The 24,348-nt window shown below is 60.5% G+C and carries 23 protein-coding genes; 7 read left to right on the top strand and 16 right to left on the bottom strand.

The genetic code is table 11. The features are described from left to right. Nucleotides 1-104: 104 nt before the first annotated feature. Nucleotides 105-1,037, top strand: coding sequence for a LysR family transcriptional regulator (locus tag AC1Z24_RS12235; RefSeq protein WP_483745851.1), 933 nt, complete (start codon nucleotides 105-107; stop codon nucleotides 1,035-1,037). Nucleotides 1,038-1,040: 3 nt separating this feature from the next. On the opposite strand, the gene pstB is transcribed toward AC1Z24_RS12235, so the two are convergent. The 4 genes from pstB to pstS form a co-directional block, all read right to left on the bottom strand. Continuing rightward, entirely contained in the window at nucleotides 1,041-1,820 is a 780-nt protein-coding gene (gene pstB, locus AC1Z24_RS12230) for a phosphate ABC transporter ATP-binding protein PstB (RefSeq protein ID WP_259109185.1), read from the bottom strand. Further along, nucleotides 1,820-2,698, bottom strand: a complete 879-nt coding sequence (gene pstA, locus AC1Z24_RS12225) for a phosphate ABC transporter permease PstA (RefSeq protein WP_259109187.1) — start codon at nucleotides 2,696-2,698, stop codon at nucleotides 1,820-1,822. The genes pstB and pstA overlap by 1 nt, the downstream gene beginning before the upstream one ends. Next, the gene (pstC, locus tag AC1Z24_RS12220) at nucleotides 2,695-3,690 is read right to left on the bottom strand and encodes a phosphate ABC transporter permease subunit PstC (RefSeq protein ID WP_259109188.1); all 996 of its coding nucleotides are present in this window, start codon (nucleotides 3,688-3,690) and stop codon (nucleotides 2,695-2,697) included. Before pstC ends, pstA begins: the two co-directional genes overlap by 4 nt. Before the next feature lie 72 nt (nucleotides 3,691-3,762). Then, complete coding sequence (pstS, locus tag AC1Z24_RS12215) at nucleotides 3,763-4,782, bottom strand: phosphate ABC transporter substrate-binding protein PstS (protein ID WP_483745850.1); 1,020 nt, start codon at nucleotides 4,780-4,782, stop codon at nucleotides 3,763-3,765. A 438-nt stretch (nucleotides 4,783-5,220) separates the two neighbouring features. Here pstS and AC1Z24_RS12210 point away from each other — a divergent pair, with 438 nt between their 5' ends. Beyond that, the gene (locus AC1Z24_RS12210) at nucleotides 5,221-5,643 is read left to right on the top strand and encodes a cupin domain-containing protein (protein ID WP_483745849.1); all 423 of its coding nucleotides are present in this window, start codon (nucleotides 5,221-5,223) and stop codon (nucleotides 5,641-5,643) included. On the opposite strand, the gene AC1Z24_RS12205 is transcribed toward AC1Z24_RS12210, so the two are convergent. Beyond that, nucleotides 5,640-7,319: a VRR-NUC domain-containing protein gene (locus tag AC1Z24_RS12205; RefSeq protein WP_483745848.1), complete on the bottom strand. Its 1,680-nt coding sequence runs from the start codon at nucleotides 7,317-7,319 to the stop codon at nucleotides 5,640-5,642. The two genes, AC1Z24_RS12210 and AC1Z24_RS12205, sit on opposite strands and share 4 nt — an antisense overlap. Nucleotides 7,320-7,441: 122 nt before the next feature. Between AC1Z24_RS12205 and AC1Z24_RS12200 the strand changes: the two genes are divergently transcribed. Next, the gene (locus tag AC1Z24_RS12200; RefSeq protein WP_483745847.1) at nucleotides 7,442-7,936 is read left to right on the top strand and encodes a nucleoside 2-deoxyribosyltransferase; all 495 of its coding nucleotides are present in this window, start codon (nucleotides 7,442-7,444) and stop codon (nucleotides 7,934-7,936) included. A 118-nt stretch (nucleotides 7,937-8,054) separates the two neighbouring features. Here AC1Z24_RS12200 and AC1Z24_RS12195 read toward each other — a convergent pair whose 3' ends face one another. Together AC1Z24_RS12195 and AC1Z24_RS12190 are read right to left on the bottom strand one after the other, a co-directional pair. Continuing rightward, on the bottom strand, nucleotides 8,055-8,255 hold the full coding sequence (locus tag AC1Z24_RS12195) for a hypothetical protein (RefSeq protein WP_259109198.1): 201 nt from the start codon (nucleotides 8,253-8,255) through the stop codon (nucleotides 8,055-8,057). Between the two features lie 93 nt (nucleotides 8,256-8,348). Further along, the gene (locus tag AC1Z24_RS12190) at nucleotides 8,349-9,251 is read right to left on the bottom strand and encodes a LysR family transcriptional regulator (protein ID WP_483745846.1); all 903 of its coding nucleotides are present in this window, start codon (nucleotides 9,249-9,251) and stop codon (nucleotides 8,349-8,351) included. Between the two features lie 119 nt (nucleotides 9,252-9,370). On the opposite strand from AC1Z24_RS12190, the gene AC1Z24_RS12185 reads away from it, so the two are divergent. After that, on the top strand, nucleotides 9,371-10,450 hold the full coding sequence (locus AC1Z24_RS12185; RefSeq protein WP_483745845.1) for an AbrB family transcriptional regulator: 1,080 nt from the start codon (nucleotides 9,371-9,373) through the stop codon (nucleotides 10,448-10,450). A 7-nt stretch (nucleotides 10,451-10,457) separates the two neighbouring features. Here the strand turns inward: AC1Z24_RS12185 and AC1Z24_RS12180 are convergent, their stop codons facing one another. The 6 genes from AC1Z24_RS12180 to AC1Z24_RS12155 all read right to left on the bottom strand — a co-directional run bounded on the left by AC1Z24_RS12180 (nucleotide 10,458) and on the right by AC1Z24_RS12155 (nucleotide 17,390). Beyond that, nucleotides 10,458-11,699, bottom strand: a complete 1,242-nt coding sequence (locus tag AC1Z24_RS12180) for a D-mannose isomerase (RefSeq protein ID WP_483745844.1) — start codon at nucleotides 11,697-11,699, stop codon at nucleotides 10,458-10,460. A gap of 243 nt (nucleotides 11,700-11,942) precedes the next feature. Further along, nucleotides 11,943-13,568, bottom strand: a complete 1,626-nt coding sequence (locus AC1Z24_RS12175; RefSeq protein ID WP_483745843.1) for a methyl-accepting chemotaxis protein — start codon at nucleotides 13,566-13,568, stop codon at nucleotides 11,943-11,945. Between the two features lie 138 nt (nucleotides 13,569-13,706). Further along, the gene (locus AC1Z24_RS12170; protein WP_483745842.1) at nucleotides 13,707-14,084 is read right to left on the bottom strand and encodes a VOC family protein; all 378 of its coding nucleotides are present in this window, start codon (nucleotides 14,082-14,084) and stop codon (nucleotides 13,707-13,709) included. After that, nucleotides 14,081-15,043 carry a hydroxymethylglutaryl-CoA lyase gene (locus AC1Z24_RS12165; RefSeq protein WP_483745841.1) on the bottom strand — a complete coding sequence of 321 codons (963 nt, stop codon included), beginning with the start codon at nucleotides 15,041-15,043 and terminating at the stop codon, nucleotides 14,081-14,083. Before AC1Z24_RS12165 ends, AC1Z24_RS12170 begins: the two co-directional genes overlap by 4 nt. Before the next feature lie 15 nt (nucleotides 15,044-15,058). Further along, complete coding sequence (locus AC1Z24_RS12160) at nucleotides 15,059-16,249, bottom strand: CaiB/BaiF CoA transferase family protein (protein ID WP_483745840.1); 1,191 nt, start codon at nucleotides 16,247-16,249, stop codon at nucleotides 15,059-15,061. 211 nt (nucleotides 16,250-16,460) lie between these two features. Next, on the bottom strand, nucleotides 16,461-17,390 hold the full coding sequence (locus tag AC1Z24_RS12155) for a LysR family transcriptional regulator (protein WP_483745839.1): 930 nt from the start codon (nucleotides 17,388-17,390) through the stop codon (nucleotides 16,461-16,463). 213 nt (nucleotides 17,391-17,603) lie between these two features. On the opposite strand from AC1Z24_RS12155, the gene AC1Z24_RS12150 reads away from it, so the two are divergent. Beyond that, a complete protein-coding gene (locus AC1Z24_RS12150) occupies nucleotides 17,604-17,861 on the top strand; it encodes a DUF2790 domain-containing protein (RefSeq protein ID WP_483745838.1) in 258 nt (85 codons plus the stop codon). A gap of 49 nt (nucleotides 17,862-17,910) precedes the next feature. On the opposite strand, the gene AC1Z24_RS12145 is transcribed toward AC1Z24_RS12150, so the two are convergent. The 3 genes from AC1Z24_RS12145 to AC1Z24_RS12135 form a co-directional block, all read right to left on the bottom strand. Continuing rightward, the gene (locus AC1Z24_RS12145; RefSeq protein WP_483745837.1) at nucleotides 17,911-19,050 is read right to left on the bottom strand and encodes a glycerate kinase; all 1,140 of its coding nucleotides are present in this window, start codon (nucleotides 19,048-19,050) and stop codon (nucleotides 17,911-17,913) included. Between the two features lie 238 nt (nucleotides 19,051-19,288). Further along, nucleotides 19,289-20,380, bottom strand: coding sequence for a sugar diacid recognition domain-containing protein (locus tag AC1Z24_RS12140; protein ID WP_483745836.1), 1,092 nt, complete (start codon nucleotides 20,378-20,380; stop codon nucleotides 19,289-19,291). Nucleotides 20,381-20,397: 17 nt separating this feature from the next. Continuing rightward, complete coding sequence (locus AC1Z24_RS12135) at nucleotides 20,398-21,111, bottom strand: FadR/GntR family transcriptional regulator (RefSeq protein WP_483745835.1); 714 nt, start codon at nucleotides 21,109-21,111, stop codon at nucleotides 20,398-20,400. A 389-nt stretch (nucleotides 21,112-21,500) separates the two neighbouring features. Between AC1Z24_RS12135 and AC1Z24_RS12130 the strand changes: the two genes are divergently transcribed. Both AC1Z24_RS12130 and gudD read left to right on the top strand, forming a co-directional pair. Further along, entirely contained in the window at nucleotides 21,501-22,850 is a 1,350-nt protein-coding gene (locus AC1Z24_RS12130) for an MFS transporter (protein WP_483745834.1), read from the top strand. Between the two features lie 39 nt (nucleotides 22,851-22,889). Then, nucleotides 22,890-24,239 carry a glucarate dehydratase gene (gudD, locus tag AC1Z24_RS12125; RefSeq protein ID WP_259109225.1) on the top strand — a complete coding sequence of 450 codons (1,350 nt, stop codon included), beginning with the start codon at nucleotides 22,890-22,892 and terminating at the stop codon, nucleotides 24,237-24,239. The last annotated feature ends 109 nt before the right edge of the window (nucleotides 24,240-24,348 follow it).

Below are 24,348 nucleotides of genomic sequence, written 5' to 3'. Positions count from 1 at the left end.
TAAAGAACCTACACCGCGCTGGACGCCGGACCTCAGCCCTTCTTAGACTGTGTCGCTGCATGACGAAATGTTGCGAAGCATGTCAAGGTGAGGAATAGGGCTCGATGAATCGAAATGAACTGCGCAAGGCGGACATGAACCTGATGGTCGTGTTCGAAACCCTGATGCAAGAGCGCAACGTGACCCGTGCCGCTGAAAAACTGTTCCTTGGCCAACCCACCATCAGCGCCGCGCTGAACCGTCTGCGGGCATTGCTCAACGATCCGTTGTTCATCCGCGTCGGCCACCGCATGGAGCCGACTGCCCGAGCCCACGAGATCCTGCGACACCTGTCCCCGGCGCTGGATGCCATGTCCATGGCCCTGGGCCAGACCCGCGAGTTCAATCCGGCGCAAAGCAACATGACCTTCCGCATCGGTATGTCCGACGACGTTGAGTTCGGTCTGTTTCCGGCGATGCTGCGTGCGTTGCGGGTCGAGGCGCCGAAAGTGGTGATCGTGGTCAAACATGTGGACTACTGGAATATTTCCGACCTGCTGGCGTCCGGCGAAATCACCGTCGGCGTCTGCCTGACTCGAGAGCTGCCAGCCAATGCCAAGCGCAAGACCCTGCGCCGCATGAAACCCCAGGTGGCCCGTGCCGATGGCTCGAGTGAGCCGCTGACCCTCGACGAATACTGCTCGCGCCCCCACGTGGTGGTGTCCCATGTGGCGAATATCAGCAGCTTTGCCGATGACTGGCTCAGTGCCCTGGGACGCAAGCGCGAGGTGGTGTTGTCGGTGCCGCAATACAGCACCCTGCCGGCCTTGATGGCAGGCACCAACCTGTTGGCCAATATTCCGGCGTATACCGGGCGGTCGATGATGGAGTTGGGATTATTGAGGCATGAACCCCTGCCCTTCATCACGCCGGCGCTGGAACTGTCCATGGCCTGGTTGAGTGTGATGGACAACGATCCGGCGGAGCGCTGGCTGCGTTCGCAGCTGGAGAAACACATGGGGGACGAATCCGTTTCGGCCCCCATGCAGCCTGAGTGAGGCTTAGCCGAAACGACCGGTGATGTAGTCTTCGGTCTGGGTTTTCGACGGCTTGGTGAAGATGGTATCGGTGTCGCCGTGTTCGATCAGTTCGCCCATGAACATGAACGCGGTGTAATCCGAGCAGCGCGCCGCCTGTTGCATGTTGTGGGTCACGATGACCACGGTGAACTGCTCTTTGAGCTCGGTGATCAGCTGTTCGATACGACCGGTAGAGATCGGGTCGAGCGCTGAAGTCGGCTCATCCAGCAGCAACACTTGTGGACGCAGGGCAATGGTGCGGGCGATGCACAGACGCTGCTGCTGACCACCGGACAGGCTCTGGGCGCTCTGCTTGAGCTTGTCCTTGACTTCATCCCACAGCGCGGCACCACGCAGGGCCTCTTCCACACGCTCTTCCATCTCGCGACGGGAGAGTTTTTCGTGGTGTTTCACCGCGTAAGAGATGTTGTCGTAGATCGACATCGGGAACGGCACCGGCTTCTGGAACACCATGCCGACGTGGCTGCGCAGGCGGTTCATCGAGTAATTAGGGGCCAGGATGTTTTCGCCGTTCAGAATCACTTCGCCCTTGGCTTCCTGCTTCGGGTACATCGAGTAGATACGGTTGAACACGCGCAGCAGGGTCGACTTGCCGCAACCCGATGGGCCGATGATCGCGGTGATGCGTTTCTCGGGAATGGTCATGTCGACCGATTTCAGTGAACGAACACCGTTGTAGAAGAAGTCCAGGCCGCGTACCTGAATCTTGGTTTTTTCGTCGGCAAGGGAAAGGTTATTCATCAGGACGCCCTATTGCGCAAAAGGAGTAAACGGGAACTCAGACTCAGAATCAGTACGAACAGCGTCAGAATCAGTGCACCGGCCCAGGCCAGGGAGTGCCAGTCATCGAACGGGCTCATGGCGTACTGGAAGATCACCACTGGAACGCTGGCGATCGGCTTGAGCATGTCGCTGCTCCAGAACTGGTTGCCGAATGCGGTAAACAACAGAGGTGCGGTTTCGCCGGTGATACGGGCCAGAGCCAGCAGCACGCCGGTTACGACACCGGCCTTGGCGGCGCGCAGAACGATCTGCAAGGTCAGCTTCCACTGCGGTACGCCCAGCGCCAGCGCAGCTTCACGCATGGTGGTCGGTTGCAGTTGCAGCATTTCGTCGGTGGTGCGGACCACGACCGGGATCACCAGCAGCGCCAGGGCCAGAGCACCGGCAATCGCCGAGAAGCCGACCTGGTGATTGGTGATGGCGTTGAGCGGCAGGATCACTGCGGTATAAACGAACAGACCCAGGACAATCGACGGAGCCGAAAGCAGGATGTCGTTGACGAAGCGTACGGCATTGCCCAGCTTGGTGTGGCGAGCGAACTCGGCCAGCCAGATACCCGCCATCAGACCAATCGGCGTACCGATCAACAGGCCGATACCGGACATCAGGAAGCTGCCGTAGAAGGCGTTGGCCAGACCACCGGAGGAACCCGGTGGCGGGGTCATCTCAAGGAACAGGCGGGCATTGAGCGCCGCGAAGCCATTGATGATGGTGGTCAGCAGGATCCACACCAGCCACAACAGACCAAACACCGTGGCGCCGCAACTGAGCACCATGGCGACTTTGTTCTTGATGTCCCGCTTGCGGTACAGATTTTCGTTAGCGGCCTTAGTCATAGCCCCTCCTTGCGCGATAGACGAGACAGCATCAGGCGGGCGATCGCCAGAACGATGAAGGTAACCACGAACAGCAGGAAGCCCAGGGCAATCAGCGACGAGCGATGCAGATCGGTGTAGGCCTCACTGAACTCGTTGGCGATTACCGAAGCGATCGAGCTGCTCGGCATCATCAGCGATGCGGAGAACTGGTGGGCGTTACCGAGAACGAAGGTCACCGCCATGGTCTCGCCCAGTGCCCGGCCGAGACCAAGGAACACGCCGCCGACTACTGCCGAACGGGTATAAGGCAGGACGATATCCCAGACCACTTCCCAGGTCGTACCACCCAGCGCGTAAGCCGACTCCTTGAGGGTGGTCGGCACGCTGCGGAACACTTCAGTCATTACCGAAGTAATGAAGGGAGTGATCATGATCGCCAGCACAATACCGGCGGTCAGCATGCCGATACCCAGGGGCGGCCCCTGGAAAATCGGGCCGATCAGCGGCAAGGCGCCCAGGTAATCATTGATCCATGGGGCCAAGTGTTCAGCCATGAACGGGCCGAATACGAACAGGCCCCACATGCCGTAGATGATCGAAGGAATGCCCGCCAGCAATTCGACGGCGGAGGCAATCGGCATCCGCAACCACGGCGGCGCCACTTCTGTTAGAAATACTGCGATGCCGAAACTCACCGGTACGGCGATCAGCAGCGCGAGAAAGGATGTCACCAGAGTGCCGTAAATCGGGACCAACGCACCGAAGTGACCGTTGACCGCATCCCACTCGGTACTGGTAAGAAATTCGAAGCCAAAGGTCTTGAACGCCAGGGCACCGCCCCAGAGTGTGGAACCTGCGATACTCGCCAGCAGGACCAGCACCAACAGCGCCGCGCCCAGCATCGTTCGACGAAACCAGGCGTCGTGACGATGATCGCGTGCTGCGCGTTTTTCGCTTTCGGATATAACGTCAGGGACGACAGCAGACATATATTGGGTGTTTTCAGTCATGGTGGGGTCCACTCGAAAAGAAACCCTGCCATCGAGTGGTCGATGGCAGGGGTTAAGCCGGATTACCTGAGGTTACTTCTTGAACTCGGTTTTCCAGTAGTCTTCGATCTTGCTGACCAGCGACTTAGGCAGCGCTACGTATTCCAGCGCCTCAGCCTGAGACTGGCCTTTTTCCAGGGACCATTTGAAGAAGTCGAAAGCAGCAGCGCTTTTCTCGGCGTTCTTCGGTTCTTTGTACATGATGATCCAGGTGGTGGCGGTGATTGGCCATGCAGCGTCACCTGGAGCGTTGGTCATGATCAGGTTGAAGTCTTTGGCGTCTTCCCACTTGGCGCTGTCAGCAGCGGCAGCGAAGGCTTTAGCGTTAGGCTCGATGACCTTGCCAGCAGCGTTTTTCAGCTTGGTGTAGGAGATTTTGTTCTGAGTAGCGTAGGAGTACTCAACGTAGCCGATCGAACCTTTGATCTGCTTAACGTAGGCAGCCACACCTTCGTTACCCTTGCCACCCACGCCCACTGGCCATTGCACAGCGGAGCCAGTACCAGGACCGGTTTTCCACGCGTCGCTGACTTTGCTCAGGTAGCTGGTGAAGTTGAACGAAGTACCCGAGCCGTCCGAACGGTGAACGACGGTGATGGCTGCGTCAGGCAGTTTCACGCCGGAGTTCAGAGCAACGAGCTTCGGATCGTTCCATTTGGTGATCTTGCCCTGGAAGATGTCAGCCAGAGTCTGGCCATCCAGTTCCAGCTTGCCGGTTTCGACGCCTTCGATGTTGATCACCGGCACGATACCGCCGATGACGCTTGGGAATTGACCCAGGCCAGCTGCTTTCAGATCGTCAGCCGACAGAGGAGCGTCGGAAGCGCCGAAGTCAACGGTAGCGGCCTTGATTTGAGCGATACCACCACCCGAACCGATGGACTGGTAGTTGATGCGATTGGCGGAATCCTTGCTGTAGTCCTGGGACCACTTGGAAATAACCGGGAAAACGAAACTCGAACCAGCGCCTGTAACATCAGTCGCGTGTGCCATGCCGCTCAGGCACATCGAAGCCAGAAGCAGCGACAGACGTTTTTTAGTCAACAGAATCACGGTGATACCTCAATCCAAGAGAGTTTGTGGGTGGTCCACACTTAAGAAGGCCCGAGGCGGATTTAAAACCTGAAATGTTGCTGTTTAATGACAGTCTCTCGTTCGCCGCTGAAATCGAGGTTTTTTGTAGCCGATTTCCTACACCTGACTCTCTTTGGATAAATATAATTTTCTATTTAAAACATAAAGTTATGATAACTCATAGAATATATCAAAACGCCATCACGGCATTAATGGCGCTTAGCCAGCCCCTTCCCCGCCCTCCCCCTGATTACCCGTTTTTTTGCACCGATCCAGAAGTTGGATGACCTTAAAAGCAATTACTTAGGGGTGGTATTAATAGGAATTGGTCTAGCAGTCTTTCCAGGTATTGGCGATGTAACGCCCGCTGGCGCGCCTTTATTTTAGAGAGCCTTTTCACAAACCGAGTAAGCGCCCATGAACACCTGTCAGTTGATAAACGCCAGCCTTGTCAGCCTGTCGCTGCTTGCCAGCTGGGGCGCAAATGCCCATGAAACAGGCTCCGCGAGCGAAAAGATCACCGTTCTCGACCAGCAGCCGATGCTCAATGCTCCCGGTCTCAAGGCCATGGTGTTGACGGTGGAATATGCTCCGGGCCAAGCCTCCATTGCCCATAGCCATACCGGCAGCACCTTCGCCTACGTGCTGGAAGGCGAGGTGGTCTCCCAAGTCAATGATGGCAAGGCCATTACCTATAAGCAGGGCGAAACCTGGTACGAACCGGCGGGCTCGAAACATTACGTTTCAAAAAACGCCAGCACTAGCAAACCGGCGAAGATTTTGGTGTACATGCTGCTGGGTGATCAGGACAAAGTGCTGGAGCCCTTGGCCAATAACTAAGACTCCAGTGCCCGCCACTGCACATAGCACACCACCACAGGCATACCGTGCTCGGCGCAGAAGTCCAGCCAGCGCAACTGGTTGTCCTGCAGGCGATCCCCCGGCCCCTTGACCTCAATCATGCGATAACTGCGCTGCTGGGGGAAAAACTGGATCAGGTCCGGCATGCCCGCGCGATTGGCCTTGATATCCAGCAACAGGCGGCGAAACCAGTGGCGCAAGTGTTCAGCGGGCAGGCAATACAGCGCCTGCTCCAGCAGTTCGGCGCTGAGCACGCCCCAATAAACGAAGGGCGACTGCAGCCCGGCCTTGCTCACGAAGTGCTCGCGGATGGTGTCCTTGTAGGCCTCAGAGTCCAACTGCGCCAGGCAGGCGTCAAAGAGTTCGACCCGACGCGGATAGAAATCCGGGCTATGCAGATCGCTGGGGCCACTGTGGAACGGATGGAAGAACGCCCCCGGCAGCGGCGCGAACACCGCCTGCCAGCACAGCAGGCCAAACAGCGAGTTGATCAGGGCATTCTCGACGTAATGCACCTGGGCGCCCTCTTCATGCAGATGCAACTGGATCAACTGCTCGACACTCAGGTCCGCCTGGGGCACCACACTCAGGTCCAGACGGCTGACTTCCCGAGCCGCCCGCCGCCGCTCAACCGGCAAACCCAACGCCCGTTGCAGACGTGGCAATACCCGTACCAGATGCTGCAACTCGGCGTCGCTGCGCGGTTCGGCCCGCACCTTTTCCAGCAGAGCCATGGCTTGGGCATGGTCGCCATTGAGCTCCAGCACGCGAATGTGCCGCGAACGGGCGCCGGGATACTCACAAGCGGCATACAGCTCAAGGGCCAAGGGCCAGTCCTTGAGCCGCTCGGCCTGCTGCCCCAGCTGGAACAGCAGCTTGGCCCGGCGCATTTGCAACCAGGGATTGCGGCTTTCAATGGCACAGGCATGCTGCGCCAGCAGGCTCAGCTCGGCGCCCTCCTCCAGAGCCTGGCGGCAGGCATGCAGGCGCATGCAGGTATCGATATCGACCCGTTCGTTGATGCCCCGGGATTCCAGGGAGAATTCGACCTTTTCGTAGCGATACACCCCCAAATCGGCAAGGACGAACTCCGACCAGTCCTGATACAGATTGCCGAAATACAGCAGGCGCAAGCGGTCGCTGATTGCCATGATTTGCAGACTAAACAGCGGATCGGTGCACTCGGGATACCACTGCGCCCAAGGCCGGGCCAGTGGATACTGGGGCTGCAAACGGGCCAGCAGCGCCGCCTTCTTCTCGCTGGTCTTGATCCCCTGCTCACGAAAACAGACGCTCAGCTCATCCTTGCGCAACAGCCCGAACAGTTGCTCCAGACTGATCTCGGCCTGACCGTCGACCCAGCCATTGGCCAGCAACGGTTGCACTGCCAGCAGGGTGTCACCCAGCTCGGCATACTCCAGCTTGCTGGCGCGAAACAACGTGCCCTTGCGCATGATCATGCGCACCAGCAAACCCTGGCTCGGTTCGGGCAGGTGCGCAAACTCTTCGATAAAGCGGCGTTCCTGCGCATCCAGCAGGTCATCATAGCGACGCGCGACCCAATCCAGGGCCTGTCGAAAGTTTTCCAGGTAGTACAGCGGATTTTCCAGGGGATCTGTAGTCACGAAACGGTTCACGGCGTAGGAAACGGACATGCCAAGGATACTGGCTATCCATACAGATTCCAGCCCCCCATCGTCAGGCGCGGCTTATTGGCCGATCAATGGCAGGCCGACAGCCTATAGAATCACCCCACCATCTTTGTCGAGGGATCGTCATGAGTGCGCTTATTTATCTGGCCGGCTTCGATGTATTTCGCCCGGACGCCACCGAGCATGGCCGTTATCTGAAAAGCCTATGCGCCCGCCACGGCCTCGAAGGCCTGTATCCGTTCGATAATGAGGTGCCGACGGACCAGCCCCCTGCCGCAACGGCCGAACTGATCTGCGGGATGAATATCGCCATGCTGCGCCGCTGCACAGCCGTATTGGCCAACCTCAATATGTTTCGCGGCCTGGAGCCGGATTCAGGCACCGTCTTTGAAGTGGGCATGGCGGTGGCACTGGGCAAGCCGGTATGGGCGTACTTCGAGTCAACCGATTCCTTGCGCGAACTGGTGCCCCACGACGCCAACGGCTTCGATGCCTGGGGGATGCAAGTGGAAGATTTCGGCTTGCCGCGCAACCTGATGCTGGCCTGCACCTGGGCGGGCAGCAGCGCGACGGTGGAGCAAGGGGTAGAAGCGTTGGCGAAGTATCTATCGCCTGCCTGAAAGTTGATGTGGGAGCGGATTCATCCGCGAAGGCATCGGCACCTTCAACATCCTCGGAGCTGACGACCGTATTCGCGAGTAAATTCGCTCCCAACTGATTAACCAGGGGAACCCTGGGTTAACCCAACATCGACGAACCGACATCCAGCTTGTCCGAGTCACTGAACTCGTCCAGCCCGAGGATATCCAGGTCCAGTTCGCCTTCCGGATCGAAATCTTCGTCGGCGTCGGCATCGTTCAACGGCGATTGATCACCACCGAAATGGTGGTCTGCATGAGCCCAAACAGGCACGGTTTCAAGTTCAGTATGTGTCTGCATGAGGGCTGTCTCCTTATCGTCCTTCCCATAACCGGGCTTCAGCCCGTAAATGACAGGCTAACCCAGACCAGCCAGTTGCCGCTACGGTCAGCTTTAGGCCCAACTGAAAAATTGTGCGCTGCCCTCACGCAGCATCTGCACCATGCCCTGGCCCGCCGGTGACAGGTAGCCACCCTTGCGCACGCTGACGCCGACGGTACGTTTCATGGTGGTCTGGGGCAGTTCGACCTCGCGCAGATGCTGCATGATTTTGCCGAACTCCAGGGTCTCGCGGGCGATGAAGCTCAGCAGGTGAGTCTGGGCGATCAGCCCCGGCAGCAGGGAAATCGAGTTGGCCTCGATCTGCACCCGAGGCGCTGGCAATGACTGTCGGGCAAAAGCTTCATCCAGCCATTTACGCGACGACACCCCCAGCGGCGGTAGCACCCAGCGGTAATCGCATAGATCGTGCATCTTATAAGGCTGCTGAAAGATCGGATGCTTATGACTGGCCACTACCACCGCTTCATCTTCGAGAATGTTGAAGCTGGTGATCTGTTCGTCGCTGGCAATCACTTGGCAGATGATCATGTCCAATTGCCCGGAGTTGAGTGACTCACGCAGCAGGTCGTCCTGACCGATGACCAATTTCAAAGTGATATCCGGCGCGCGCAGGAGCAATGCCGAGGTGAGTTTGGGCAGCAGATGCTCGGCCATGGTCGCCGCACAGCCCACGCGGATATTACCTACCGTGCCACTGGCAAAGTCCCGCACCTCGCGTTGGGTCTGGGCAATGCTCTGTTGCAGCACCTTGCCCCGGGCCTGAAGCAGTTCGCCCACCGGGGTCAGCTTGATGCGTCGGCCATCGCGCTGGAACAGTTTTGTGCCAAAGGACTCTTCCAGACGCTGGATGCTTTTGGTCAACGCCGGCTGGCTGCGGTTGAGCTTTTCCGCCGCCCGGCCCAGATGCCCGAGTTCGGCAATGGTTTCGAAATAAGCCAGATCCCGCAGATCCATAATTGATCAACCAAAGTTATCGATTCATGACTATTAGAAAATAGACTTGATCGATTCAGCTGTCGATACTGACGGCGTTAAACGCCATCCCGCTGCCGTCATCAATGAGGAGAACCTTCTTGCCACGCGCTGCCACCCTGTCGCTACCCACCCTGCACCCATCCCTGCAATGGCTGGCCCTGGTCGTCCTGGCAGGTTGCGCCGGGCAACTCCTCGCTCAACTGCATATCCCCGCTGCACTGTTCCTCGGCCCCATGCTGGTGGCTATTGGCTTTGGTGTCAGCGGCGCAACCATCCGCATGCACAAACAGGCCTTTCGCCTTGGCCAGGGCACAGTGGGAGTGCTGGTGGCCCACTCCATGAGCATGGGCGTACTGATGACAGCGCTGGAGTCCTGGCATGTGATGCTGCTGGGCACGGTGCTGACTATCGTACTCAGCGCCGTGGTCGGTATCGGCCTGGTGCGCTACTCGGGGATTCCCGGCAATACCGCAGCCTGGGGTACGGCGCCCGGTGCGGCCTCGGCCATGGTGGCGATGGCCGAAGACTACGGCGCTGATGGCCGCGTGGTAGCGACCATGCAATATGTACGCGTGGTTTGTGTGGTGATGGTCGGCGCAGTCGTTGCCAGGCTGATCGGCGCACCGGGTAGCGGTACGGTCGCTCACAGCGTCGACCTGTCACTGCACGGTGCCAATCTGGTGAATTTCGGCCTGAGCCTGGCGGTGATCGTCGGCGGCGTGCTGGTCGCTGCACGCCTACCGGCCGGTGCGCTGCTTGGCCCGCTGTTTATCGGCGGCGCACTGCAACTGAGCGGCCTGCTGCAAATCACCCTGCCGCCGTGGATGCTGGCTCTGGCGTATGGCTGCATCGGTGGCTATATCGGCCTGCGCTTCGACCGCGCCACCATCGACTACGTGTGGCGCCGCCTGCCGACGATGATCATTGGCTCACTGGTGCTGATCCTGCTCTGCGCCCTGTCGGCCTGGGTGATGGCGGCGATGATGGGCAAGGACTTCCTTTCTGTGTACCTGGCCACCAGCCCCGGCGGCCTGGATGCCATGGCAATCATCGCCATCGACACCCATTCCGACGTCGGCTTCGTGCTGGCCATGCAGACCCTGCGCCTGTTCGGCGTGATCATCAGCGGCAGTTACCTGGCGCGGCAGATCATCCGTTTCGCCCCCAAACCTGCCTGAGACCCTGTCAGACCAACGCCAGACCACTGGCCAGGCTCGGCGCCAGCGGCAGCATCGGCAGCAGTACCGCCTGATAGGCGTGATAGAGATCCGGCTTGCCGCCCCAGATATCAGCGCTGGGCAGGTTGTCCGGATTCAGCTCATGGCGCCAACTGCCGTGTTCACGGTCGATGAACAGGGTCTCGTTGAACTCCCAGAACACCCGGTACCAGTCCTCATAGACGTGCTCGCCGGTGCGTTGCAACAGCGACGCTGCCGCTGCAGCCGCTTCGCAGTGCGTCCAGTGCAGGCGATGGCGCACCACCGGGTGATTTTCCCAGTCCAGGGTGTAGACGATGCCGGGCTTGCCATCGACGTTCCAGCCGTAGCGGCAGGCGTTGGCGAACAGACCACGGGCATCTTCGACCAACCAGTAAGGCGCTGGCATTTGCGCGCGCTGCAACGATGCTTCGAGGTGCAGCAGCAACCGCGCCCATTCAAAGGCATGGCCCGGCGTGGTGCCGAACGGACGGAAGCCATCCGCCGGGTTCTCCAGGTTGTAATCCTTGAGGGGCTGCCAATCCAGGCTGAAATGTTCGATGACCTGAAAGTCGTTGGCCACGGCATGGCCATGAATCACTCGTTCGACAATGCTCAGCGCCCGCGTCAACCAGCGCGCATCGCCTGTGACATCGGCCAGGGCGAGAAAGGCCTCGGTGCTGTGCATGTTGCTGTTGGCGCCGCGATAGGCTTCCTCATCACGCCAGTCCCGGGCGAAGGATTCGCGCATCGCGCCCTCTTCTTCGCTCCAGAAATGGCTATGAATGATCTGGATGGCATCGTTGAGCAGCACCTGCGCCCCAGGACGCCCGGCGACCACGGCGGAGCTGGCGGCCAGGGCGACAAAGGCATGCAGATAAGCGGCCTTGCCCGTGTCAGCGGCGTATTCCAGCGGCGCGCAAAACCAGCCGCCGTGTTCGGCATCACGCAGCGGCCCGGACAACGCAGCGATGCCGTGGTCAACCAGCGCAGCACAGCCAGGAATGCCACGGATATGGGCCATGGCAAAGCTGTGAGTCATGCGCGCGGTGTTCATGGTTTCGGCGTGGGCGTCAGCGGGCAGGCACCCCTGATCGTCGAGATTGCCGAAGCCCTGAGGGAGTTTTGCGGCCTTGGCGAAGGCCAGCAGGCGATTGCCTTCCTGTTCCAGCCAGTGCCGATGACCGGGGGCACGCAACCAGCTGCTGAAGGTGTAATTGTTATTGTCCATGGGCTGTTTCGCCTCCATCGATGGTCGAGTCTCAGCGGCCGGACCAGGCGGCCGTGGCGCATGATGCGCGCCACGGCGGGGGTACGGCAAGCCACCTGGATCACGGGCTGGTGGGAGCCGCCTTGGTGGCGATCGAGTGCGAAGCGCTCGCAAAAGCGTCGGTGACTGAGCCGAAACTATCGCCAGCAAGCCGGCTCCCACAAGGCCTCATTTCACATCATGGGGAAATGCAATCAACAATCATCACACCCGGAACCGCGCCACCACCTGACTCAACTCTGCCGCCAGTCGCGACAGCTCGTGGCTGGACGAACTGATCTGGTTGGCTCCCGTGGTCGATTGCATCGACAGGTCGCGGATATTGACGATATTGCGGTCCACTTCCCGGGCCACCTGGGCCTGTTCTTCGGCGGCGCTGGCGATGACCAGGTTGCGCTCGGAGATCTGCTGGATAGACGCAGTAATCGACACCAATGCCTCCCCTGCCCCCTGAGCCAGGGTCAGGGTCGAGCCGGCCTGTTCGCGGCTGGCCAGCATCGACTCCAGGGCCTGGGCCGAGCCACTGCGCATGGCCGAGACCATCTTGTCGATTTCCAGGGTCGATTGCTGAGTGCGATGAGCCAGAGCACGCACTTCATCCGCCACCACGGCAAAACCGCGACCGGATTCCCCGGCCCGTGCCGCTTCGATGGCCGCGTTGAGGGCCAACAGGTTGGTCTGCTCGGCAATCGAGCGAATCACGTCCAGCACCTTGCCGATATCCTGAGACTGGTCGGCCAGGCTCTGCACCAGGTTCGAGGTCGACTGCACGGTGCTGGTCAGGGTCTGGATCGACTGCACGGTTTCCACTACGCGCTTCTGCCCGGCCTGGGCCGAGTCATTGGAATCGTTGGACGCTTCGGATGTGGACACCGCATTGCGTGCCACTTCTTCGACCGCCGAAGTCATTTCGTTGACCGCCGTGGCGGCCTGATCGATTTCGGCGTTCTGCTGATGCAGGCCGCGGTAGCTGTCTTCAGTGATCGAATTCAGTTCGGTGGCCGCCGCCGCCAGTTGCGTGGCGGAGCTGCCGATATGGCTCATGGCCGAACGCAGGTTGCCCTGCATCTGTTCAAGAGCGCGTTGCAGGCGGGTGACTTCGTCGCTGCCATCAACCTTGATGGATTGGGTCAGATCGCCCTTGGCCACATGTTCGGCCGCCGTTACCGCGTCTTCCAGTGGGCGCACGATACTGCGGGTCAGCCACAGCGCCAGGCCTATGGTGCCGAGACCGGCGATGATGACGAAAATCAGCACAATGGTGCGCGAGTGATCGTACTGCGCTTCGGCCGACTTGCCCTCGATCTCGACCTGTTTGGCGTAGTACTCGCTGAAGTCGTTGAGCTGCTTGCCGGAACCGTCGACGATGGTTTTCATATCCACCAGCAACAGCTTGAGCAGGCCATCGCGATTGCCCTGGTCGGCAAGGACAAACGATTGCTGCAAGCCTTTCTGATAGTCATTCAGGGTCGCGCGGAACGGCTCGTACAAGGCGCGCTCTTCAGGGGTATCGACAAACTTGTCCAGGGTTGCCAGGCGATCGCTCAGGTCCTTGTTGCGCACATCCATCTGACCACGATAGGTGGCGATATTCTTCTGATCCGGATCCAGGGCCATGCGCAGTGAGATCGTGCGGATGCGCAGCATGATTTCACGAATGTCGTTGACCACGCGGATGCTCGGCATCCAGTTGCTCTCGACGGCCAGCTCGCTCTGGCGAATCGTCGACATCTGCACCATGGCGAACCAGCCAAGCAACACGACCAGCAGAGAAATAAGGGTGAAACCCAGGCCCGCGCGGCGGGCGATGGTCATAGCGCGTACATTCATGGCCGCAGTCTCTTGTTATGAGGGCAGTGTCGAGGACAGTTCTAATTGTCCTACAACTTCAGGCTATCGACCTGGCCGCCCTCTTCTTGACCCTGCGCGAAGAAAAATTACCCAAGCGGTTCATACATGAATCACCGCTCAAACCTGCTCCGATATCTCGATCAGATTGAGGTCCGGATCCCGTACATAAACCGAACGAATCGGCCCGGTGGCGCCGGTGCGCATGATGGGGCCTTCGATGATTGGCCAGTCGACGGCGTGCAGGTGCTCGATGACCTCGTCCAGCGGGATCGAGGCGATGAAACACAGGTCCAGCGCCCCCGGCACCGGAACATGGGCCTTGGGCTCGAACTCCTGACCGCGGATATGCAGATTGATTTTCTGGTTACCGTACTTGAATGCCATGCGCCCGGCCCCGAAGGTTTCCAGCTGCATGCCCATGACCCTTGTATAAAAGTCGACAGTGGCATCGGCGTTGACGGCGGTGAGGACCAGGTGGTCGAGATGATCGATCATGATGTGATCTCCTTGAGTGGCGACTCTTGCTGTTGCATCTCCATGACCCGCGCCGGCACCGGATGCAGGTCCAGGCGGCGCCCGGCCTTGAGGATCTGGCTCGGGACATCATGGCCAATCAGGTGCGGTAATCGCCCGGCAGCCGCCAGCACCCGATCCAGGTCAATGCCGGTGTCGTAGCCCATCAATTGCAGCATATGCACCAGGTCTTCGGTGCAGACGTTACCGCTGGCTCCCGGCGCATAAGGACAACCGCCGAGGCCGCCGAGGGACGCATCGAAGCGGTCAATACCGGCCTCGATGGCCGCCAGTGCGTTGGCCAGGGCCATGCCACGGGTATTGTGGAAATGCAGGGTGGTCTGCAGGTGCGCGAAGCGCTCGCGAACCTGCGCCGACAGCGCCCGGACCTGGCTCGGAAAAGCCATGCCCGTGGTGTCGCAAAGAGTCACGCCACGCACGCCCAGTCCGGCAAAACGGTCAACCCAGCGCAGCACTTCATCGTTGGCGATATCCCCTTCCATCGGGCAGCCAAACACCGTGGACAGCGACACATTGATTGCCACCGGCCCCTGGCCGACAACCTGCACCACTTCCTTTAACTGGGAGAAGGACTGTTCGCGGGTCATGCGCAGGTTCGAACGGTTATGGCTCTCGCTGACCGACATCACCAGATTGGCTTCATCGATGGCACAGGCCAGGGCCCGTTCGGCACCGCGCACATTGGGCACCAGCACGGTGTACTCGACGCCCGGATGACGCTGGATGCCCTGCATCACCTGCTCAGCATCACGCAACACCGGGATGGCCTTGGGCGAAGTGAGCGAAGTGACTTCGATCTTGGCGTAGCCGCACTGGCTCAAGGCATCGACCATGGCGATCTTGTCGGCGGTGTCGATGAACCGGGCTTCGTTCTGGAAACCGTCACGGGTGGCGACTTCCTGGATATACAAGCGTTTCATTGACTGGGCTCCTGTTCAGATGATGCCGCGACTACGCCATTGGGCACGGTGCTCGGCGTCGATACCCAGGCTTTCGAGAATTTCGTCGGTGTGCTGACCCAGGGTCGGCGCCGGCCGCTCGACGCTGCCGGGGGTGACGCTGAGTTTGGGCACGATGCCTGGCAGGGTGACGGGCGTGCCGTCGTCCAGATGGCTGTCGAGGAGCATGTCCCGGGCGCGATAGTGGGGGTCGCTGGCGATATCGGCTGCGTTATAAATCTTGCCCGCCGGAATCCGCGCCTCGGTGAGCCGGGCCAGGACGTCGTCCAGATCATGCTGCGCGGCCCAGGCGGAAATCGCTCCATCGATCATCTCGACCTGGCGCACGCGCCCGTCGTTATGGGCCAGCGCCGGATCGGCGGCCAGATCAGGGCGCTCGATCAGGGCCATCAAACGCTGATAGATGCTGTCGCCATTGCCGGCGATCAAGGCATAGCGGCCGTCGCGGCAGCGGTAAGCGTTGGTCGGGGCAATCCCCGGCAGGCTGCTGCCTGCGGGCTCACGGACCACATCGAACACCGAGTACTCCGGAATCAGGCTTTCCATCATATTGAACACTGATTCGTACAGTGCGACGTCAATCTGCTGCCCGGCACCGCCGTTCTGCTCACGATGGCGCAGAGCCATGAGCACGCCGATCACCCCGTGCAGTGCCGACAGGGAATCACCAATGGACACGCCGACCCGCACTGGCGTGCGCCCCGGCTCTCCGGACAAGTGACGCAGCCCGCCCATGGCTTCGCCGATCACGCCAAAGCCGGGACGGTCGCGATAGGGGCCGGTCTGCCCGTAGCCGGAGACCCTGAGCATGATCAGGCCGGGATTGAGCGCCCGCAGCGTCTCCCAGTCCATGCCCCAGCCTTCGAGGGTGCCGGGGCGGAAGTTTTCGATCAGCACATCGGCCTCGGCAATCAGCCGTCGGGCGACTTCCTGGGCTTCGGCTTCGCGCAAATCCAGGGTCACCGAGCGCTTGTTGCGCGAGGACACCGCCCACCACACCGACGTGCCGTCATGCAGCAGGCGCCATTTACGCAGCGGATCGCCACTGCCCGGCGGTTCGACCTTGATCACATCGGCACCGAACTCGCCCAGCATCTTGGCGGCAAACGGTCCGGCAATCAGCTGGCCCAACTCGATGACCTTGATTCCCTGCAAAGGCTTTTGCATAAGCTCCCCGTTAGTGGTTTGATCTTGCGTGGGGAGGATTGTCACCCTTGGGCGGGCTGCTGAAAATCGGTTATTCGTCCATGACCCTTTCCCAACGGGAAAGCCTTGTCATGCAGGCTGAAGAAATACGCCGCTCCTGTAGGAGCGGCTTCAGCCGCGAGGCTTTTAAAGGCCTCCCGGCTAAAGCCAGTCCTACAAAAAAGCGCTGTGCCTACAGATCCGGTGCTTGACCTCCAACTTGCAGCGCCTGAAACAATCGCAGTGCCTCCGGCTGCAACCCCGCCACCGATTTGACCCCCAGCAACAACGTACGCGTGGCCCAGTCATCGGTCAGCGCAACCGAGCGCAAGCCGGGGCCGAACGGGCCAGGCTGCAGCAGCTCGGGGCGCACGGCAGCGTGGGGCAGCACGCCAATACCCAGGCCCGCCTCGATCATGCGGCAGATGCCATCGAAGCTGCTGACCTGGATCCGCACATTGAGCACCCGCCCTGCCCGTAGCGCGGCATCGCTGATCCGCCGCAGCAACGAGCTGCCCTGATTCAGGGCCACATAGTCGTAGGCCAGGGTGTCGCTGAAGGCAACGCTGGACAGCCCGGCCAGGGAATGATCGGCAGGCACCAGCACGGCCAGTTGATCATGGCGATAAGCGAAGGTCTCGAGATGCGGCGCCGGCACGTTATCGGCAAACACGCCGATATCGGCGCGCCCACTGCCCACCGCCTCGATGATCGCCTCGCTCAGGGCCTCCTCTAGGCTGATGCGTAGCTGCGGGTTGTCCTTGAGAAAATGCGCCAGGTCGTCAGGCAAAAATTGCAGCACCGCCGAGGTATTGGCCCAGACCTTCACATGCCCACGCACGCCCACGGCGTAGTCGCCGACATCCACGGCCATGCGATTGACCCCATCAAGAATGCTCCGTGCATGCTGACGCAGGCCCTGCCCCGCCGAAGTCAACTCCAGGCCGCGAGGCAAGCGGATAAACAACGCGCAATCGGTGATGCGCTCAAGCTCGGCAATGCGCTTGCTCAACGCCGACAGGGTCATGCCCGCATGCTCGGCGGCACGGGTCAGGCTGCCATGCTCGGCGGCGAGGAGAAAGACACGCAGGGACTGCAGATCGAAGTGGGCGGGGTTGATCATGGGGGGCCTCTCTCAAATCAGTCTACGTTGGAGCGAGGCTTGCCCGCGAACCGGACAACGCGATGCATAAGACACACTGCAGCGAGGCCTTCGCGGGCAAGCCTCGCTCCAACAGGCGCTCGATCTATTTTCTGCAGCGGTTGGAATAAACCCCAGCCCGCTTCGTCGTACAGGCTCAAGAAGTTAAACCTACCTGTAACGAGAGAAGCTGCCATGAAAACCACCCTGATCGCCCTGACCCTGCTGACCCTGAGCGCCGTTGCCACTGCCGCCAGTGCCAATACCCAGAACCAGGTGCCGGTAGAAAACTACACCTATGCCACTCATCTGGATATCGCCAAAGTCACCCATACCCCGGACATGGATTTCTGCGGCGTCAAGCCGGTGCAACTGGGCTACATCGACCACGCCGGCCAGCCCCACAACCTGCGCTATCAAGTCGTCGGCAATGGTTGCGACAGCGACAACTGAGTCGAAAGCGGGCGGCTACAACAACAATAACGCCCAGCCCTTCCCCCACTCAGCGCCTGGCTGCCAGCTGCCATACCCGCGCCAGATCCCGTGCCCGCTCATGCAGCAATGTAGCCGCATGGCGACAGGCGAAATCCAGGGTCATCGGCCCGCTGGCCAGGGCAAATGCAGCACTGATGCCGTGCGGATACAACTGCTCGTAACCTTCGCCCAGGGTGCCCGCCAACACCACCACCGGCACACCCTGGCGACGGGCGACCCGCGCCACGCCAAAAGGCGTCTTGCCGCGTAGGGTCTGGGCATCGAAGCGTCCCTCGCCGGTCAGTACCAGATCAGCGCCAGTCAATGCCTCGGCCAGACCGTTCAAGTCGGCCACTACTTCGACACCCGCACGAAACGACGCCTGCAGATACGCCTTGGCGGCAAAGCCCATACCCCCTGCCGCACCGCTGCCAGGTTGATCGCGTACATCCTTGCCCAGTACCTGCGCCGTCAGTTCGGCGAAATGCCCAAGCGCAGCGTCCAGCGCCAGCACCTGTTCAGGTGAGGCGCCCTTCTGCGGACCAAAGATATGGGACGCGCCATTAGGGCCACATAAGGGGTTATCGACATCGGCGGCGATTTCGAACTGCACATCGGCCAGACGCTTGTCGAAACCGGACAGATCAATCCGCACTGCCTCGGCCAGGGCCAGACCACCGGCTGCCAGGGTCTGACCGCTGGCGTCGAAGAAACCTGCCCCCAGCGCTGCAAGCATGCCGCTGCCCGCGTCATTGGTGGCGCTGCCGCCGATGGCCAGAATGACCCGTCGGGCGTCCTTGTCCAAGGCGGCACGGATCAATTCACCGGTGCCGAACGTGCTGCTGATACAGGCGTCGCGCTGTTCAAGACTGAGCAATTGCAGGCCGCTGGCCATGGCCATTTCGATGATTGCCGTGCGCGATTCTTCGAGCCAGCCCCATTGCGCGTCAACCGGCTCGCCCAGCGGACCGCTGACGGTATTGCTCTGCCACTGGCCATTACAGGCCGCCAGCACCGCTTCGATGGTGCCCTCGCCGCCGTCGGCCATGGGGCACTTGACCAGTTCGGCGTCGGGCCAGACCTCTGTCAGGCCCGTGGCAATGGCATCGGCGACAGCCTGGGCACTGAGGCTGTCCTTGAAGGAGTCGGGGGCGATGACGATTTTCATGGGATATCTCTTCAAACAACACTATTCGAATTGGCGATATTTCTTTGTGGGAGCGTGGCTTGCCCGCGAAGGCGATGGGTCAGGCATCAAATCTGTATCGGATGTACCAGTCTCTTCGCGGGCAAGCCTCTTTCCTACAGTTGTCTATCCGCAGATACTCTCACTGCCTCAACCCTTTGCCGCCTGCCCTTCGCACAATGAACCGCCCGGCGCTTTGGTCATTCGAACAATGCCCGCCTCAGGCCGGGCGCGGGCTCATGTGCAGACCCAGGCACAGACGCAGCAGATCATCGGTGCGATAAGGATCGCAGCCACTCAGCTCAGCGATCTTTTCCAGACGATAGCGCAGGCTGTTGCGGTGGATGCCCAAGGCTTCGGCGCAGGCCTGGCTTTCGCCGCTGTATTCGATCCAGCCGCGCAGGGTTTCCAGTAGCTGGGCGTGATCACGCAGGCGGTTGAGCGGTTCGGTCAAGCCTTCGGCCAGAGGGTCATGACGATAACGCCAGAACAACACCGCCAGCCGGTTCGGCGCCAGGCGCAGCAAACGCTGGCCGGGCTGCACATGGCTGGCGTAATCAAGCAAGTCGCTGGCGGCGGCGCAGGCCTGGCGCAAACCCGGCAAATCGGCCGAGCGCTCCACCGTGGCCATGCGCGCTACCGCCCAGCCCTGTTCGTCGAATTGCTCCAGCAGCAGGGCATCGTCGCGCTCGCGGCCTGCGGCCCGGCACCAATACAACAGCGTCGGCTCGCGCATCACACACCAGCTATTGGCATAGCGGCCATTGAGCCAGGTCATCACTGCGCCACCCGCTTGAGATTGCGCGGGCAACTGGATCAACACCGCCTGACGCGGCAACTGCGGTTGCAGGCCCAGTTGTTCGGCTTCCAGCACCAGACTGTCCGGGCAATCGGCCAGTAACAGCCGCGACAGCAGGTCCTCGCTGCGCTGCTGCCGCCACTGTTCACTGGCCTGCTGGCGGCGGTGTTCCATGAGCATTTCCGCAGTCATGCGCACCAGCTCACCATAGACCCGGACCCGCTCCGGCTCGCCGGTGATACCCAGCACTCCCACCAGCTTGCCGTCGAGCATCAGCGGCAGGTTCACGCCCTGGCGCACGCCATTCAGGCTTTTGGCCGCCTGCTCGTCGATTTCCACCACCCGACTGTTGGCCAATACCAGTTGCGCACCTTCGTGACGGGTATACAGGCGCTCGGCATCTCCGCTGCCGATGATGATGCCCAGGTAGTCCATGACATTGACGTTGCACGGCAGAATCGCCATGGCCCGGTCGACGATGTCCTGGGCCAACGCGTGATCAAGGGCAAACATGAGCAGCTCCTGCCAGGTTATTCATGAGGCGCCAGCCGTTCGCGGCTGTTGCTCAGGTGGGTCCACATGGCGGCGCGAGCGGCGTCCGGGTCCTGGCGGCGGATGGCGCTGAGCAGCGCCTCGTGTTCGAGGTTGGCCAGATGGGCATGGTGCGCCAGATTGACTCCGGCCCGTTCGCTGGAAGCAATACGGCTGCGGGGAATAATGCCGCTGCCCAGGTGCTGCATGATCTCGACGAAATAGGCATTGCCAGTGGCTTCGGCAATCAGCATATGGAAGCGCCGGTCGGCCTCGACGCAGCTGTCTTCGTTGGCCAGCAGTTCCTGATAATCATCCAGCGCCTGACGCATCGCCGCCAGATGCGCATCGGTGCGACGCAGCGCAGCCAGGGCCACGGCCTGGGTTTCCAGGCCCAGGCGCAGCTCGAGAATGGCACGCACACCGGAGGCGGTCTCAACCTTCAAGTGCAGGCCCGTGGACTCGTTGCGCTCCAATACAAAAGTGCCGACGCCATGGTGCGTCTCCACCAGCCCGGCCGCCTGCAATTTAGAGATGGCCTCCCGCACCACGGTGCGGCTGACGCCATGCTCGCGGACGATCTGGTTTTCCGAAGGTAACTTCTGCCCGGCCGCCAGCCTGCCCGACGCGATGCGCTGGCTGAGGTCAGCGACCAGGTCGGTGGCCAGGTTATGCGGGCGACGTCTGGCGGGGCTTGGAACGGGGTCGGGCATGGCTGCGGATCCGGCTGCGAATCACGCGATCATAGCATCGGCCTTGTATGACGAGTCAGCCTCAGTACTTGTTGAACTTGTATAACAAGTAGCTGAAATCAGCCTGAATCGGGATCACCGCTGATCCATAAAAAGGATATCTCTTCATTTTAAAAACCTCGATGAAATATTTATTTACAGCTTTCAGCTCATCAAAATCAGCGAAAAATCGACTAAAAACCACAAATAACGCTTAAATCACGAAAAAATCACCATTTTCAAAAAACAGTTTCAAGTCGCAAAAGAACATTGATCGCCTCTTGCGCCGGTTTTTTTTACTTGTATGATGACGAACAACACCAGGGGCCTCATGCCCCGCCCCGCATAAAAATAACGAGTGGGACATCACAATGAAGACATCCAATCCCGGGATGAACGCTGCTGACGATTCGGTGCTGAAATCCGCCGTTTCCAAGGTCAAGCGCCATATCCTGCCGCTGTTCGTAATCATGTTTATCGTCAACTACATCGACCGGGTGAACATCGGCTTCGTGCGTTCGCACATGGAGCATGACCTGGGTATCGGTGCAGCCGCCTACGGCTTCGGTGCCGGGCTGTTCTTCCTCAGTTACGCGCTGTTCGAAGTCCCCTCCAATATCCTCATGCAGAAAGTCGGCGCCCGCCTGTGGCTGACTCGCATCATGTTCACCTGGGGCCTGGTCGCCGCCGGCATGGCCTTTATCCAGACGGAAACCCACTTCTATATCCTGCGCTTCCTGCTGGGTATCGCCGAAGCCGGCTTCTTCCCCGGCGTGATCTACTACTTCACCCGCTGGCTGCCCGGCGTCGAACGCGGCAAAGCCGTGGCGATCTTCCTCAGCGGCTCGGCTCTTGCCTCGCTGATCTCCGGCCCGCTGTCCGGGCTGCTCCTGCAAATCAACGGCCTGGGCCTTAAGGGCTGGCAGTGGATGTACCTGATCGAAGGGCTGTTTTCGGTAGGGCTTTGCGTGTTCGTCTGGTTCTGGCTCGACTCGCGCCCGGCCGATGCCAAGTGGCTGAGCCAGGAAGAACAACTGGCCCTGACCACCGCCATCGATGACGAGCAGAAAGCCCGCGAAGCCGCCACCCCGGTCAAGCCGTCGATGTTCGCACTGCTCAAGGACAAGCAAATCCTGCTGTTCTGCGTGCTTTACTTCTGTATCCAGCTGACCATTTACGCGGCGACCTTCTGGCTGCCGAGCATCATCAAGAAAATGGGCGACCTCAGCGAAATGCAGGTCGGCCTGTTCAACTCGATCCCGTGGCTGCTGTCGATTATCGGTATGTACGCCTTCGCCTCGTTCTCGGCGAAATGGAAAAACCAGCAAGCCTGGGTCGCCACAGCACTGTTGATCGCCGCCGCCGGGATGTTCATGTCCACCATCGGCAGCCCGATCTTCGCCTTCGTCGCCATTTGCTTCGCGGCGCTGGGCTTCAAGTCGGCCTCGTCACTGTTTTGGCCGATTCCCCAGGCGTACCTGGATGCACGGATCGCCGCCGGAGTCATTGCCCTGATCAACTCGGTGGGCAACCTGGGCGGCTTCGTCTCCCCGGCCACCTTCGGCTTTCTGGAGCAGCACACCGGCTCGATCCAGGGCGGCCTATATGGTCTGACGGCGACGTCGATCATCGCCGCGATCCTGGTCTTCGCCGCGCGCAACGTGCCCAAGGGCAGCCCGGCGCCGGCCCCGGTGATCAAACCGGCCACCAGCCACTCCTGAACCTCTATTCAACGCGACTCGTTTTTACAGGATTCCGTTATGAACACGCTCAATACCCAGATCAGCAAAGCCCCGGTCATTACCAGCCTGCAAGTGGTGCCGGTGGCCGGCCATGACGACATGCTGCTCAACCTCAGCGGTGCCCACGGCCCCTACTTCACCCGCAATATCGTGATCATCAAGGACAACGCCGGCAACACCGGAGTCGGCGAAGTGCCGGGCGGCGAGCGGATTCGCCAGACTCTGGAAGATGCCCGCCCGCTGCTGGTCGGCCAGACGCTGGGCAACTACCAGAAGATCCTCAACAGCGTGCGCCAGGCCTTTGCCGAGCGTGATGCCGGTGGTCGCGGCCTGCAAACCTTCGACCTGCGCATCACCATTCACGCTGTCACCGCCCTGGAAGCGGCCCTGCTCGACTTGCTTGGCCAGCATCTGGACGTGCCGGTTGCCGCCCTGCTCGGCGAAGGCCAGCAGCGTGATGAAGTGAAGATGCTCGGCTACCTGTTCTACGTCGGCGATCAGAAGAAAACCAATCTGGCCTATCGCACCGAAGCGGACGCCGATAACGACTGGTTCCGCGTACGTCACGAAGAAGCACTGACCCCGCAAGCCGTGGTGCGCCTGGCCGAAGCAGCCTATGCCCAATACGGTTTCCAGGACTTCAAGCTCAAGGGTGGCGTGCTCAGCGGCGATGCGGAAATCGAAGCGGTCACCGCCCTGGCCGAGCGCTTCCCCGATGCCCGCATCACCCTGGACCCCAACGGCGCCTGGTCGCTGAAAGAGGCCATTCGCCTGTGCCGCGATCAGCATCACGTACTGGCTTATGCAGAGGACCCTTGCGGTGCCGAGAACGGTTACTCGGGGCGTGAAGTCATGGCCGAGTTCCGCCGGGCCACGGGCCTGAAGACCGCGACCAATATGATCGCCACCGATTGGCGCGAAATGGGCCATGCGATCCAGCTGCAATCAGTGGATATCCCCTTGGCCGACCCGCACTTCTGGACCATGCAGGGTTCGGTGCGCGTCGCACAGATGTGCAACGAATGGGGCCTGACCTGGGGTTCCCATTCCAACAACCACTTCGACATTTCCCTGGCCATGTTCACCCACGTTGCCGCCGCCGCACCGGGCGACATCACCGCCATCGACACCCACTGGATCTGGCAGGACGGCCAGCGCCTGACCAAGGCCCCGCTGCAGATCGTCGGCGGCTGCGTGCAGGTGCCGAAGAAGGCTGGCCTGGGTATCGAGCTGGATATGGATCAGGTGGCCAAGGCTCACGAACTGTACAAAGGCATGGGCCTGGGCGCCCGTGACGACAGCGTCGCCATGCAGTTCCTGATCCCGGACTGGAAGTTCAACAACAAGCAGCCTTGCCTGGTGCGTTGAGCCTCACTGTTTTGACGCCTCTCTTGTGGGAGCCGGCTTGCTGGCGATAGCAGTAGATCAGTCAATGACGCTGCTGCGAGCGCTTCGCACTCGTTCGCCACCAAGGCGG

This window comes from Pseudomonas sp. JL23 (genome assembly GCF_056933585.1).
Note: the sequence above shows the minus strand (reverse complement) of the source record. Positions and strands in the feature narration are given on the sequence as shown.